This is a genomic window from Streptomyces sp. NPDC005866 (assembly GCF_040629895.1).
Lineage (GTDB): Bacteria > Actinomycetota > Actinomycetes > Streptomycetales > Streptomycetaceae > Streptomyces.
Window position 1 is genome coordinate 39634 of record NZ_JBEXWP010000016.1, and the last position, 13251, is coordinate 52884.

8 protein-coding genes and 1 pseudogene are annotated in these 13251 nt (G+C 70.6%); 4 read left to right on the forward strand and 5 right to left on the reverse strand.

Features of this window, described 5'->3' with window-relative positions; translation table 11 throughout:
* Positions 1-29: 29 nt before the first annotated feature.
* From sbnB to ABZ396_RS23445, 4 genes are read right to left on the reverse strand one after another with little or no spacing between them, the layout of a single operon-like run.
* A complete protein-coding gene (gene sbnB, locus ABZ396_RS23430; RefSeq protein WP_358916782.1) occupies positions 30-1100 on the reverse strand; it encodes a 2,3-diaminopropionate biosynthesis protein SbnB in 1071 nt (356 codons plus the stop codon).
* Entirely contained in the window at positions 1097-2101 is a 1005-nt protein-coding gene (locus ABZ396_RS23435; protein WP_358916784.1) for a TauD/TfdA family dioxygenase, read from the reverse strand. The genes sbnB and ABZ396_RS23435 overlap by 4 nt, the downstream gene beginning before the upstream one ends.
* Before the next feature lie 39 nt (positions 2102-2140).
* Positions 2141-5392, reverse strand: a complete 3252-nt coding sequence (locus ABZ396_RS23440; RefSeq protein ID WP_358916786.1) for an amino acid adenylation domain-containing protein — start codon at positions 5390-5392, stop codon at positions 2141-2143.
* A gap of 13 nt (positions 5393-5405) precedes the next feature.
* Complete coding sequence (locus ABZ396_RS23445) at positions 5406-7991, reverse strand: Pls/PosA family non-ribosomal peptide synthetase (protein WP_358916787.1); 2586 nt, start codon at positions 7989-7991, stop codon at positions 5406-5408.
* A gap of 312 nt (positions 7992-8303) precedes the next feature.
* Between ABZ396_RS23445 and ABZ396_RS23450 the strand changes: the two genes are divergently transcribed.
* A complete protein-coding gene (locus ABZ396_RS23450; RefSeq protein ID WP_358916789.1) occupies positions 8304-8999 on the forward strand; it encodes an HAD family hydrolase in 696 nt (231 codons plus the stop codon).
* 166 nt (positions 9000-9165) lie between these two features.
* Here ABZ396_RS23450 and ABZ396_RS23455 read toward each other — a convergent pair whose 3' ends face one another.
* Positions 9166-9381, reverse strand: a complete 216-nt coding sequence (locus ABZ396_RS23455; RefSeq protein WP_352224989.1) for a hypothetical protein — start codon at positions 9379-9381, stop codon at positions 9166-9168.
* A 185-nt stretch (positions 9382-9566) separates the two neighbouring features.
* Between ABZ396_RS23455 and ABZ396_RS23460 the strand changes: the two genes are divergently transcribed.
* The 3 genes and pseudogenes from ABZ396_RS23460 to ABZ396_RS23470 all read left to right on the forward strand — a co-directional run bounded on the left by ABZ396_RS23460 (position 9567) and on the right by ABZ396_RS23470 (position 13232).
* Positions 9567-10349, forward strand: a complete 783-nt coding sequence (locus ABZ396_RS23460; protein WP_358916791.1) for a DNA-formamidopyrimidine glycosylase family protein — start codon at positions 9567-9569, stop codon at positions 10347-10349.
* A gap of 209 nt (positions 10350-10558) precedes the next feature.
* A pseudogene (locus ABZ396_RS23465) lies at positions 10559-10786 on the forward strand (hypothetical protein); the annotation flags it as partial.
* Between the two features lie 316 nt (positions 10787-11102).
* Positions 11103-13232 carry a hypothetical protein gene (locus ABZ396_RS23470; RefSeq protein ID WP_358916793.1) on the forward strand — a complete coding sequence of 710 codons (2130 nt, stop codon included), beginning with the start codon at positions 11103-11105 and terminating at the stop codon, positions 13230-13232.
* The last annotated feature ends 19 nt before the right edge of the window (positions 13233-13251 follow it).

Genomic DNA, 13251 nt, shown 5'->3' on the forward strand with positions numbered 1-13251 from the left:
CTCCTGATGCCGGGCCGAGGACCTCGGCCTCAGCCGTACCGACGTAGTTCGTGGAAGAAGTCATCGATGAGACGCAGGTCCCCCGCCCGGCTCACCTCGTCGTAGACGTGCTTGCCGACGGCGAGGTCGAGAACGCCGAGTCCGAACGGCGAGAAGATCACCGGGCGGTCGGTCGGCGGCGCGGCCCGTCCGGCCATGACGTCACCGAGGGTTCCGTTCAGGAAGTCACGGTTGCCGCTGAGCTGTTCGGCCAGGTGGGGTGACGTGTCGGCCTTGAGGCAGTGTTCGACGTCGTCGACGAAGTTGGCCGAGCCGAGCAGGATCTCCGGGGCGAGGTCGCGCAGGGAGACATGCAGGACCAGCGGGTTGTGGGTGAACAGGGCCTGGTCGGTCACATGGGGCCGGCCGGCGATGGTGGCGAAGACCACCAGGTCGCTGGCGCGGACCAGGTCCTCGGCGGTGTCGTGGACGGTGATCCGCGCGGTGCTGCCTGCTTCCCGCAGGTAGCCGCAGAAGCCGCCGGCGCTGTCGGCGGACACGTCGTGCACGCCGATCTCGTCGAAGTCCCAGCCCGTGCCGGCCAGGAAGGTGTGGATGTAACGGGCGATCAGTCCCGTGCCGAAGAACCCGACCCGGGTGGGGCGGGTCCGGCCGCGGCTGAGCCAGTCGGCGGCCAGCGCCGCGGAGGCCGCCGTCCTGGTGGCGCTGATGATCGAGCTCTCCAGGCAGGCGAACGGGTAGCCCGTGTCGTGGTCGTTGAGGATGAGCACCGCGGACGCCCTCGGCAGCCCCGCTCCCACGTTCTCCGGGAAGCTGGAGATCCACTTCAGGCCGTCCACGTGGACCGGCCCGCCGAGGGAGGCCGGCAGCGCGATGATCCGCGAGGTGGGGCGGTCGGCGAAGCGCAGGAAGTACGACGGCGGGTTGACCGAGTCTCCTGCGTCGTGCAGCCGGTAGACGGTCTCGACCAGCTCCACGAGCTGTTTCTCGCGCCCGCTCAGCGCCTGCTGCACCTGCTCACCGGTGATCACCGCGAAGGTCGGTACGGCGGGCCCCTCGGGCACGGCGGACCGGCCGGCGGTCGACAGGGTGTCGGTCATCGCTCGCTCGCCTCCAGCGCCGGGCAGTCGTCGGCCGGTCGCAGGGGCTCGCCCAGGCCGACCAGCACCTGGCGCTCTCCGGTGAACGCCTCTCGGCTGTGCGCGGTGCGGATGTTGTCCACGAGCAGCAGGTCACCGGCCTGCCAGGGTTCGCGCCGGGTATGCGCCTCGTAGGTGCTGTTGATGAGCCGGACGACGTCCTCGCCGATCGGGGTGCCGTCGCCGTGGCGGGTGTTGAACGGCAGCCCGTCCGGGCCGTAGACGTCGACCAGGTACTCCCGCACCTCCGGGTCCAGCGTCCACTCGTTGAGGAAGGCGATCTGGTTGAACCAGCAGCGCCGGCCGGTGAGCGGGTGCCGGACGACGGCGGCGCGGCGCTGCTCGGTGCGCAGTGTCCCGTCGGGCTGCCAGGTGCAACTGATGGCGTTGGCCCGGCAGTAGTCCTCGATCTCGGCGCGGTCGGCGGTGCCGAACGACTCCGCGAGGCTCGCCCCGATCTCGTCGTTGTAGGTGCGGGTCAGGATCCAGCCCTCCCGCTCGAACCGTTCGGTGAGCCCGGTGGGCAGCGCCCGCAGGACCTCTTCGGCGTCGGCCACCGCCGTCGCCCCGCCCTGTTCGGGCGCGGTGAGACAGGCGAACAGCATCAGGCCGGGCACCTGCAGCTGGTAACTCAGCTCGTGGTGCATGCACATGGGCTGGTTGTCCGGCCAGGGGGTGGAGGAGTAGAGCCCACGGCCGTGGGCCTCGCGGGGGGCGAAGGCCTCCCGCTCCGTCATGAGGTCACCGGCCAGCCGGGTGACGACGGCACCGACCTGGCCGGCATCGCGCAGACCGAGGCCGCGGACGACCAGCGCCCCGTGCTCGGTGACGTGCTGGCGCAGGGCCTCGCGGTGCTCGGCCGTCCACCTCGGGGTGTCGTCGGGGGGATCGACGCACAGCAGTGCCGGTTTGTCCGGCCGCAGCTCCAGGTCGAGTGGTGATGCCAGGGATGAGGACGGCATCTCGGGTTCCTTTCGGTCGACCGTCTGGGGTGTGACGGGTCAGGAGGAGGCGAGGGGGAGGACGGTGTTCAGGACGGCCTGCGCCGTCTCGGCCGGACGGGTGCGCAGGAAGTGGTGGCCGCCGTCGGAGAGTTCGTGGAGATCGACGTGGTCGGCCAGGAGCAGCCAGTCCCGGTGGCGCTGGGCGTGGCCGGCGGTGTTCGGGTCGTCGGCGGCGACGACCACCGACACCGGCGCGGACAGTTTCACCGGCGGCGGGGCTTCCAGGGCCTGGTGGAAGTAGCGGTGCGCGGCGACGCAGTCGTGCCGGTAGGCGGCGGCGATGTGTTCGGCGTGCGGCGCGTCGAGTTCCACGAGTTCCGCGTAGCCGCCGTCCGCGGTCAGCCGCTCGACGATCTGGGCATCGCTCCTGCCGGTCAGTTCGACGATGGCGGTGAGCCGTTCGGTGGCGGTGCCGAGCAGTTGCGCGCCGAGGAAGACGCGGGCCACGTGCACGCCCCGCTGCTGGAGCCTTCTGGCCGTCTCGACGGCCGGCGCGGTACCCGAGGAGTGGCCCCACAGTACGACCCGGGTCAGGCCGCGGGCCGTGATCTCGGCGACGGTCTGCTCGGCCACCTGCTCGATCGACGCGAACGGCTCGGGGGGTGCGGCCAGGTTGTGGCCCGGCAGGTCCACGGCGAGGACCGGCAGACCGCTGCCGGCCAGGGCGCTCGCCATCGGCTGGTAGTTGACGGCGTTGCCGCCCGCGTAGGGGAAGCAGACCAGGGCGCAGTCCAGGGCACGGCTCCCGCCCGACAGGGGCAGCAGCAGTTCCGGGCGCTGCCGGGCCGTGCCGTCGAGGAGGGCGGCCAGGTCGGCCAGGACCGGGTGCCGGGTGATGTCCTTCAGGGACACCGCGCGGTCGAGGGCGAGGCTGAGTTTGACCGCGGTGAGGGAGGTGCCGCCGGCGTCGAAGAAGTGGTCCGTGCGGCCGATCCGCCGCTCGGGCATCCCCAGCAGATCGGCCCAGGCCGCGGCCAGCCGCCGTTCGGTCGGGCTGAGCGGGACGGCTTCGTCCACGGTCTCCCTGCCCGGTGCCGACTCCTCGGCCAGTGCGGTCAGGGCCTTTCGGTCGATCTTGCCGTTGGCGGTCAGCGGAAGGCTCTCCCGCCAGTGGAAGGCCGACGGCACCATGTAGGCGGGCAGGGCCGCGCCGAGCGCCTTGCGCAGGGTCTCCGGCTGCTGTTCCTCGCCGGAGTAGAAGGCGATCAACTGTTTGCCGCCGCCGTACCGTTCGGCGACGACCACCGCGCCGTCCCGTACCCCGTCCACCCGCAGCAGGGAGTTCTCGATCTCGCCGATCTCGATCCGGAAGCCGCGGATCTTGACCTGGTTGTCCCGGCGGCCGAGGAACTCCAGCTTGCCGCCGGGGTGCCAGCGGCCCCAGTCCCCGCCCAGGTAGAGCCGTTCACCGGGCCGGTACGGGTCCGTCCGGTACGCCTCCCGGGTGCGTTCGGGATCGTTGACGTACCCACGGCCCACGCAGACACCGGAGAACGCGATCAGCCCGGGGGCGCCCAGTGGCACCAACGACATGTGCTCGTCCACGACATGGACGCGTACGTTGTTGACGGGCCGCCCGAGCAGCACCCGGTCGGGTACCTCCCGCAGGACCTCGTGGTTGGTGTCGTCCGACGTCTCGGTCAGCCCGTAGGCGTTGAGCAGTTCGATGCCGGGCTGGACCGCGAACCAGCGCTGGACCAACTCCCGTTTCAGCGCCTCGCCGGTCACCGACACACACCGCAGGTCCGGGAGCGTGCGCGGGTGCTGCTCCAGATACGAGACCACGACCTCCAGATAGGACGGCACGAGCTGCGCCACGGCGACCCGGCCGCGTTCCAGTGTGCCGACGAACCGCTCCACGTCCGTGATCACGTCCTGCTCGACCAGCAGGGTCCGGCCGCCCACCAGCAGCGGGGCCATGAGCTGCCACAGGGAGATGTCGAAGCACTGCGGGGCGGTCTGCGCCACCACCGACCCCTCGCCGATCGCCAGGTCGTCGATCTTGGCGTGGAGGTGGTTGAGCATGCCCGCGTGCTCGCACATCGCGCCCTTCGGCTCTCCGGTGGAGCCGGACGTGAAGTAGATGTAGGCGAGTTGGCCGGGGTCGACCCGGACGCCGGGGCAGTCGTCGGCGTGCGGTTCGGCGTACGCCGTCTCCACCAGGAGCTTCTCGACGTCCTGCAGGGTGGCCAGCGCCTCGTCGAGGGTGTGGGTGCTGCCGGATTCCGTCAGGACCAGCCGGCATCCCGCCCGGGACAGCGTCGCCGCGATCCGGCCGGCCGGGAAGTGCGGTTCGATCGGCAGGTACGCACCGCCCGCCTTGAACACAGCCAGCACGCTCGCCAGCCAGTCGAGGTTGCGCTCGGTGACGACGCCGACCACGTCCTCCCGGCCGAGGCCCCTTGCCAGCAGCGCTCGCGCCATCCGGTTGGCGCGCCGGTCGAGTTCGCCGTACGTCCACTCCCGCTCGCCGTGTACGGCGGCCACGGCCTGCGGATGTGTTCGTGCGCGCTGCTCGAACAGTTCGTGTGCCCGCGCGTCCGGCAGCGGCCGGGCGGGGCCTGCCAGGCCTGCCAGCTGCTCGCGTTCCTCCTCGGCCGACAGCAGGCTCTGCCGGGTGTGGTCGGCGTCCGGCTCCGCGGTCATGAGCAGCAGCGCCGCGAGGTGATAGCCGCCGATACGGGCCGCGGCCCGGGCGTCGAGTACGTCCGTGCGGTACCGCAGGCGCAGCGTCAGCGGTCCGCCCCGGTCGGACCAGCGCACGTGCAGGACACCGTCGTCGGCGTGGGTTTCGTCTGCTTCCATCGGCCCGAACAGGACCTCGTACGGCGGCTCCGTCAGCCCGAGTTCCCGCCGCAGCTTCGCCACCGGGAAGTCGCGGTGCGCCAGCACCTCCGCCTCGGCGTCCTGAGCGGCCGTGAGCAGGGCCCGCCAGGGCCCGGAGGGGATGGCCGCCCGGCACGGCAGCGGCTCGCCGCCCGCGGCGGTGGTGTACCCGGTGACCACCTCCGTCTCGCCGGAGAGCGCGGCCAGCACCTTGAGGTGCGCGGCCAGCATCAGCGCGGCGACCGGCAGGCCCCGTTGCCGGGCCAGTTCCCGCATCGCCTCCGTCACGTCGTCCGGCACGGGTGTCTCGTGCTCGGCCGAACCCGGAACCGGTTCCGGAGCCCACCGTGGCACGGCGGTGGCACCGCCGGCGGTCAGTACCCGGCTCCAGAACTCCCGGTCCGATTCCACGCGCGTTCCCATCGAATGGCCTTCCTCAACTCACGGTCGCCGTGGTGGCGTTGGCTGCTGACGTTGTCGGGCCGATGCCGATGGGCCGGCTGCCGCTCCCGGGCATGTCCACCGCGGGATTGCCGCCCCACTGGGCGTTCGGGGGGACTTCCTCGCCCTTCATGAGGAAGGAGTCGGGCGCCAGCACCGAGCCGTCGCCCATGGTCACGCCGTAGTGCACATGGGCGCCGACGCCGAGCGTGCAGCGGGCGCCGAGCGTGGTGCGGTCGGACTTGAAGGTGCCGTCCTCCTGCGAGTGGCACTGGATCTTGCTGCCGGCGTTGAGGGTGCACTCGTCGCCGATGGTGGTGAGGGTCCGCTCGGTCAGATAGACGCCGTCGTCGAACACTCTGCTGCCGATGCGCACGCCCAGCAGCCGCCAGACCAGGCTCTTGAACGGGGTTCCGTTGAAGATGTTCAGGTAGTGGTCGGGAACCTTCCACAGCCGCTCGTGCCACCAGAAGTACGGGTCGTAGATGGAGCACAACCGGGGGCGCAGCGCTCGGAACGATGCGGTGCAGCGCTCCACCAGGACGAAGTACGCGGTGGAGAAGGCGAGTGTGAAAGCCAGATATCCGCCGATCACCACATGTCCGACCGCGCCGTACAGGTCCACGGAGGCGAGTCCGAACAGGGTGAGCGCGAAGGTGTGCAGCCAGCGCACGAACAACATGGCCGCCATGGAACGGAGGTTGTAGCGGTTCTTCGCGGCGAGCCGGCGGCGGAGTGTGTCGCCGGTTCTGAGATGGTCGAACCGGGTGTCGCGGTCCACCGTGCGGGGGATCTCGAAGCACGGTGAGCCGAGGAGGCCCACGCCTTCCCGGACCTCGCCGTCGAGAGGAACCATCACCTTCGTCGCCAGCAGACAGTTCTCGCCCGTCCTGCCGCCGGACGGATAGGCGATGTTGTTGCCCAGGAAGTTGTGCGGCCCGATCGCCACCCTGGACAACCGGAAGGACGTACTGGAGAAGTCCGCGTTGAGGAGGGAGAGGCCGTCGGCGACCATCGTTCCGCTGCCGACGGTGACCAGCAGAGGCGACTCGTGCTGCACTTCGGTGCCGAAGTTCGAGCCGGTCTGCTCGACCTGCGACAGGTCGTATCCGATACCGCGGAGATAGTGCACGATGTACGAGCTGTCGCCGAAGAGCCAGGCGAAGAACTTGATGTTCGTCATACCAGCCGTGGCCCGTTGCAGCACGTAGTGGAATCCGTAGAGCGGATAAACCTGGTCGGGCTTTACGACCAGACCCGCCAGACGCGGCACGGTGCACAGCACCAGCAGCCCCAGGACGACGAACCCGAAGAACAGCACAAGGGAGAGCACGAGGGCGTCGGGAAGCAGTTCCGAGCGGCTGACCGCGGTCGTCTGCGGATCGAGTCGCTTGCCGAGCGCCGGTACCTGGGTGAACAGCATGTACATACCGCCGACGAGCAGCGGGATGTACACGAGGAACAGCTGCACCATCGTGCCGAAGCCGAACCAGGCCCGGCGCAGGGTGCCGCAGGGGGCCGGAGCGACCCTGGCGTAGTCGACCCGGGTGGGTTCGGCCGGGGATCCGTGCCAGTGCTCGCCATCCGGGACCGCCTGGCCGTGGTACAGGGCGGACGCGTGGCCGAGTTGGGCACCGTCGCCCATGGAGGTGTCGATGTCCAGGACGGTCTTCTCGCCGATGAAGACATCGCGGCCGAGGGTGATCCGGCCGGTCTGGATGTGTCCCGCGCGGGCCCGGTAGCCGAGGAAGAACGACTCCTTGCGGATCACCGTGCCCGCGCCGATCGTCACCAGGTCGGTGCAGACCGGGACGGAGCGGGAGAGGATCGTGACCCCCTTGCCGATCCGTGCGCCGAGGGCCCGCAGGTACAGCACGTACAGCGGGGTGCCGGCGAGGAAGACCATCGGATTCGCGTGGAGCAGCACCTTGACGAGCCAGAAGCGCAGGTAGGCCAGGCCCCAGACGGGGAACTCGCCGGGCCGCCAGCGGCCGACGAGCAGCCATTTCGCGACGATCGGGAAGGCGCACAGCGCCACGAACGCGATGTCGCCGAACAGCACCGCCCGCAGATAGATGTCGGCCAGGCCGGAACCGGTGGCGATCCACGAGTAACCCGCGGCGGTGACGAATCCGGAGACCAGCGAGTAGCCCAGGAAGACCAGCAGTTGGAAGGTTCCGCAGAGCAGGTGGGTGCGCCGGTTGCCGCGCGGGCCCGGAGCCGGCGGCGGCAGGGGCGCCGCCGAGGGCGGGGCGTCCGCCGGGCCGGCGGGAGCGGGTGTGGTCTCGCCGAGCGCCGCCGCCAGACTGTGGATCGTGGGGTGCTGGTAGATGTCCTTCATGGACGGGGAGGGCAGATCCGCCGTTTTGCGTATTCGTGCGCAGAACTGGGCCATGACCAGGGAGTTGGCGCCGAGGTCGGTGAAGAAGTGGCCGTCGAGCGGAACGCTCTCGGCGCCCAGGAGGTCGGCCAGTGCCCGCGCGAGTCTTCGCTCGGTCTCCGCCCTCCTGCGGCCGGTGTCGCTCAATGCGACGGCAGATTCATCCGGCTCCGAAACGACCTCGGAGGATTGTTCCACCATGCGATCTCCTGGAGAACGTGGATGTTCCTGATCAAGAACCGGCGGATTCAGTTTGTGCAGAGAGATCCACGTCTGCCACTTTTGCCGTTGGTTCAACGGTCCAAGAAGAATGACTCGCCAGGCCTTGTCCCCGGGTTTCAGGGCCGGGACAGGGACTGCGCAGTTCACCCACATGGCGGTCCCCCGACCGGCAGCGCGCGCCGGTGGCGTCCGGCCGGCCCTCGGGCTGCGACCGCGGGAAACGGGTACTCGACGGGGCGGCCGGTGATCGCGAAGGCCGCTCCGGCCGCTGTCGCACAAGGGAGTCGCCTGATGTCCGCGAGTGACGGCCGGACGGGTTCCGGCACGGACCGAGCAGCCGTGTTCGACGTGGACGGAACCCTCGTCGACACCAACCATCTGCACGTGGTGACCTGGTGGGAGGCGTTCCGCCAGGCCGGTCACCCAGTGTCTACACATGCGATACACCGTGCGGTGGGACTCGGCGCCAAAGATCTCGTCACCCATCTGCTCGGCGATACGACGTCCCTGACCCCCAAGGAGGCGGAGGACCTCAGCACCGCGCACAAGGTGCTCTACGCCCAGTACTTCGAGCGGCTGGCAGCGCTCCCGGACGCGGGACGTCTGCTGCGGCGGCTGGCCGACGACGGCTGGAAGGTGGTCCTGGCCACCTCGGCCGGCGGCGACGAGTTGTCAGCGCTGAGGCGCGCGATCGACGCGGACGACGCCATCATGGGGGCGGCCAGCGCCGACGACGTCTCCCGGGGCAAACCGGCGCCCGAGCCCGTCGAGCGGGCGCTGGAGATGGCCGGTGTGCCGGCGGAGCGTGCCGTGTTCGTCGGCGACACGGTGTGGGACATGCAGGCGGGCAGCGGTGCGGGGGTGCGGTGCGTGGCACTGCTGTGCGGCGGTATTCCCCGTACGGATCTGGAGGAGGCCGGCGCCGACGCCGTGTACGAGAACCCGGCCGATCTCCTCGCCTCGCTGCCGCGGAGTCCTCTGGCGTGACGGTGACACGGGTGCGTTTTCCCGCGCGGGTGATACGGGTGCGTTTCCCCGCGCCCGGTCAGCCCGGACGCCCGGCGGACCGTCCGGTCACGGCGACCGTGGACCAGGTCGGTGCCGGGCTACTGCTCCGCGCAGGCCCTTTTTCGGCGGTCCGCCGAGCCCCGGATCACCCGGCGGCCGTCCAGGCCTTCGGCCCCATGCCGCGCCACTCGATCAGGTCCGGGTCGTCGACCGTCGTATTGGCCTCGGGCAGCCCGGCCCGGCGCAGGAACTCGACGACGTCGAGCAGGTGATACGCGGTGCCGACGTACTCTCCGCGGATGGTCACCCGCCTGCCGCCGTCGGGGCCCGGCGGCTGCACCACCACAGGCGCGTCTTTCATGATTGCCGCATGCCCCGTACCGGGCCGGGTCATGCGGGCGAGGCGCATGCCGATGCATATCGTTTCCACATTGTTCCGGCTGCTCGCGGCTCCCTCTCCGGCCGGTCCCGACGATTGACGTGCGCGAGTCCGGCTACCCGGCGAGCGTCCGCGCATGGCGACCGGGACACCGCCGGGAGGTACGCATGCCGGAGTTGCCGGACGTGGAAGGCTTCCGCGAAGTGCTGGACTCCTGCGGCCGGGGGCGGTGCGTCCAGCGTGTGGACGTCCGGGACCCGGGCGTGCTGCGTGGTGTCACCGCGCAACGCCTGCGCCGTGAGGTCGAGGGGCGACGGCTGGGCCCGCCGCGCCGGCACGGCAAGCTGCTGATCGCCCCGGTCGGGGACGGCCCGGCCCTCGTGTGGCACTTCGGCATGACCGGCGAACTGCTGTGCGCTTCCGCGGGCGACCCGGTGGACCGCCACGACCGGATCGTCCTCGCCCTCGACGGCGAACGGCAGCTGCGCTACCGCGACCTGCGCAAGCTCCAGGGGCTGCGGCTGGCCGAGGGTCCCGACGAGGTGGAGCGCATCCTGGCAGGCCTGGGGCCCGATGCGCTCGGCATGGAGCGGGAGGACTTCGTGGCGTCACTCGCCGAGCGGCGGGGCGCCGTCAAGGCGGTCCTGATGGATCAGTCCGTCATCGCCGGCCTTGGGAACCTGCTGAGCGACGAGATCCTCTGGCGGGCCCGGGTGGCTCCCGGACGCCCCGCGCGGGAGCTCACCGAGAGCGAGGCACGTCGTGTGTTCACCGCGATGCGGCGGGTGCTCGCCTCCGCCAACCGTGCCGGGCGTGTGCCGGCGCGCCGCACCTGGCTCACCGGCCGCCGCGACGACGACGAACCGGTGTGCCCGCGCTGCGGCACCCGGCTGTGCTCGCGCCGGCTCTCCGGGCGCCGCACCGTCTGGTGCCCGAACTGCCAGCGGTGAGGGACGGGCGCGAGCCCACGCCGACGAGCGGCGGAGCGGTCGGCCGGACGTGCGCGCCGGCCGCACCCGGGCCGGCCCCGCGCGTCCGGGCCGGAGATCGGCGGATGGCATCGATCGCCGGCGGGAGACGCCTCGCTCCCGCTGCTCGGGTGGCTCCCGGACGCCCCGCGCTGGAGCTCACCGAGAGCGAGGCACGTCGTGTGTTCACCAGCACCGCCTGCTCCGGCACCGGGCCCACCAACCTCGGCACCGACTACGGCGTCACCATCCCACCCAGGCAGAGCCGCACCGTCAGCCTGACACTGAGCATCGCCGCCGACTCCGGCTGCAACGGCAACATCGGCTTCTACTCGTACTTCTACGCCGAGTTCAGCGACTCCACGAACACGAGCGGCAGGCCGGTCCACACGCCCGAGACGCGCGTCCTGTGCACCTGACAGCCTGTCGGGGATGACCTGAAAAGGTCTGTGATCAGCCAATGGTCCAGGGCCGGGCACTCCCACACCACGGAGGGCCCGGCCTGCACCGCGGACGGATAAACGGCCAACGAGGTTCCACTCGGGGCCTGTTGGTCGCCTGCTCTTTTCCGTCATGTTTCGCAACACGACCACGAAAGCTACACAGATACATCACTATGTGACGCGACGGATGCATCGACGACTGGCTTCTGAGGGGGACGCCGGCGTCGGTGCAAGGGGGTGCGTCGCTCTGCGGAGCCGTGCTCACCCCTGTCCGGGGAGGGGACCTCACCGCATGAAGCGGACCACACGCACGACCGTGCTCACGGTCGGTGCGCTGATCGCCACGCTCGGCCTGCCGGCCGGCGCGGCCCATGCCGACGACGGGCCCAGAATCGACCTGCGGGTGCTGGTGGTCAGCGACGGGGGGCCGTCGACCACCGCCATCACTGCCGAACTGACCGACGCCGGAACGCCGTTCACCGAAATCGACCTGACCCAGTCGGGACGGCGGACGATCGACGCGGACTTCCTCGCAGACACCGTCGACGGGCGGCAGCGCGCCAAGTTCCAGGCTGTGGTCCTGCCCAACGACAACCCGTTCACGGCCGGTTCGAGCGAGATGACCGCGCTCACCGCGTACGAGCAGACGTACTCCATACCCCAGGTCGACGCCTACACCTACGCGCGTCCAGAAGCCGGTTTGCAGTATCCGGTCTACGGCGGCTACTCCGGCAGCGTCGACGGCGCCCAGGCCGACGTGACCGCCGCCGGCAAGGCGGGACCGTTCGGCTATCTCGACGGCACCGTGCCCTTCGAGGACAACGACCCCGCCGTCGGCGAGAGTTACGCCTACCTCTCACAGCCGGTGGCCGGCGCCGACTTCACGCCCTACGTCGAGGCGACGATCCCGGGCCAGTCCGCGAAGGGCTCCCTGGTCGGCGAGTACCGGCACGACGGACGACGCGAACTCGTCGTCACCTTCGTCTACAACCAGTACCAGGAGCAGTTCCGGCTGCTGGCCCGCGGCATCGTCGAGTGGATGACCGGCGGGGTGCACCTGGGGGCCTCCCGCAACTACTTCGCGGTGCACGTGGACGACCTGTTCCTGGCCGACGACCGCTGGAACACCGAGCTCAACTGCACGCCAGGCGACGTCGACTGCACCGACCCGAACGCCACCCCGGACCCGATCCGGATGAGGGCCGACGACGTCGACCACGCCGTGGCCTGGGAGCAGAGCAAGAACTTCACCCTCGACTTCGCCTTCAACGGCGGCGGCAGCGTCGACCAGCGTGAGGACCACAGCGGCGTCGACCAACTCGCCGACAGGCTGATCGCGGACCGGAACGCCTTCCGCTGGATCAACCACACCTACTCACACCCCTTCCTCGGCTGTGTGCAGGACACCACCGTGGTGCCCTGGAAGTGCGCGACCAACGCCGACGGCAGCACCCAGTGGGTGAGCGAGAGCGAGATCTCCGACCAGATCGCCACCAACCGGGCCTGGGGCGAGGCCAACGGACTCCCCCTGGAGAACGACGAGTTGGTCACCGGCGAGCACTCAGGGATGCGGGTGCTGCCGCAGCAGCCCGACGACAACCCGAACCTGGCGCCCGCCCTCGCCGCCCACGGCATCGACTGGCTGGGCTCCGACAACTCCCGTGATCCGCAGCAGCGTCCGGTCGGAGCGGCGCTGACCGTGCCCCGCTACCCGATGAACGTCTACTACAACGCGGGCAAGGCCTCCGAGGAGGTCGACGAATACAACTGGCTCTACACCAGCCGTGCCCAGGGCGGCAGCGGGATCTGCGAGGACAACCCGGCCACCACCACCTGCCTGCCGGCACCGCTGGACACCAGCACCGGCTACACCGGCCAGATCGTGCCGCTGGAGACCCGGATCGCCCTCGGGCATGTGCTCTCCAACGACCCCCGGCCGCACTACATCCACCAGTCGAACCTGGCCGAGGACCGCATCGCCTACCCGGTGCTGAACGGCGTACTCGACGGCTACCAGGCCCTGTTCGCGGACAACACGCCCGTGGTGAACCTGCGGTTGAAGGACATCGGGACCGAGCTGAAGCGCCGGGCGGACTGGCAGGCCGCACTCCAGGCCGGCCAGGTCACCGGCTACCGCATCGGCGACACCGTGACCGTCGAGGCGCCGGCCGGCCTGGAGGTCACCGCGACCCTGCCGACCGGGACCACGGTGGCCGGCGCCGCGTTCGGCTCGGCGTACGCGGGCGCCGTCTCCGGCTGGACCCCCTCGGCGGGCGTCCCGCTCAGCCTCGCCCTGCCCGCCGCCACCACTGCCCCGGCGGTCACGGCGGCCGACTCCACCGCCCCGGCCACGGATCCCGCGCCGGACACCCGGGTCCCGGCAGGTGTGACCGAGCAGGTTCCGGCCACCGTCACCAGCTGATCGGCGCTCCGCAGCACCG

Excerpts from the sequence above, each read along its gene's own strand:
- sbnB (WP_358916782.1), bottom strand. The coding sequence starts at position 1,100 with ATGACCGACACCCTGTCGACCGCCGGCCGGTCCGCCGTGCCCGAGGGG.
- ABZ396_RS23435 (WP_358916784.1), bottom strand. The coding sequence starts at position 2,101 with ATGCCGTCCTCATCCCTGGCATCACCACTCGACCTGGAGCTGCGGCCG.
- ABZ396_RS23440 (WP_358916786.1), bottom strand. The coding sequence starts at position 5,392 with ATGGGAACGCGCGTGGAATCGGACCGGGAGTTCTGGAGCCGGGTACTG.
- ABZ396_RS23445 (WP_358916787.1), bottom strand. The coding sequence starts at position 7,991 with ATGGTGGAACAATCCTCCGAGGTCGTTTCGGAGCCGGATGAATCTGCC.
- ABZ396_RS23450 (WP_358916789.1), top strand. The coding sequence starts at position 8,304 with ATGTCCGCGAGTGACGGCCGGACGGGTTCCGGCACGGACCGAGCAGCC.
- ABZ396_RS23455 (WP_352224989.1), bottom strand. The coding sequence starts at position 9,381 with ATGAAAGACGCGCCTGTGGTGGTGCAGCCGCCGGGCCCCGACGGCGGC.
- ABZ396_RS23460 (WP_358916791.1), top strand. The coding sequence starts at position 9,567 with ATGCCGGAGTTGCCGGACGTGGAAGGCTTCCGCGAAGTGCTGGACTCC.
- ABZ396_RS23470 (WP_358916793.1), top strand. The coding sequence starts at position 11,103 with ATGAAGCGGACCACACGCACGACCGTGCTCACGGTCGGTGCGCTGATC.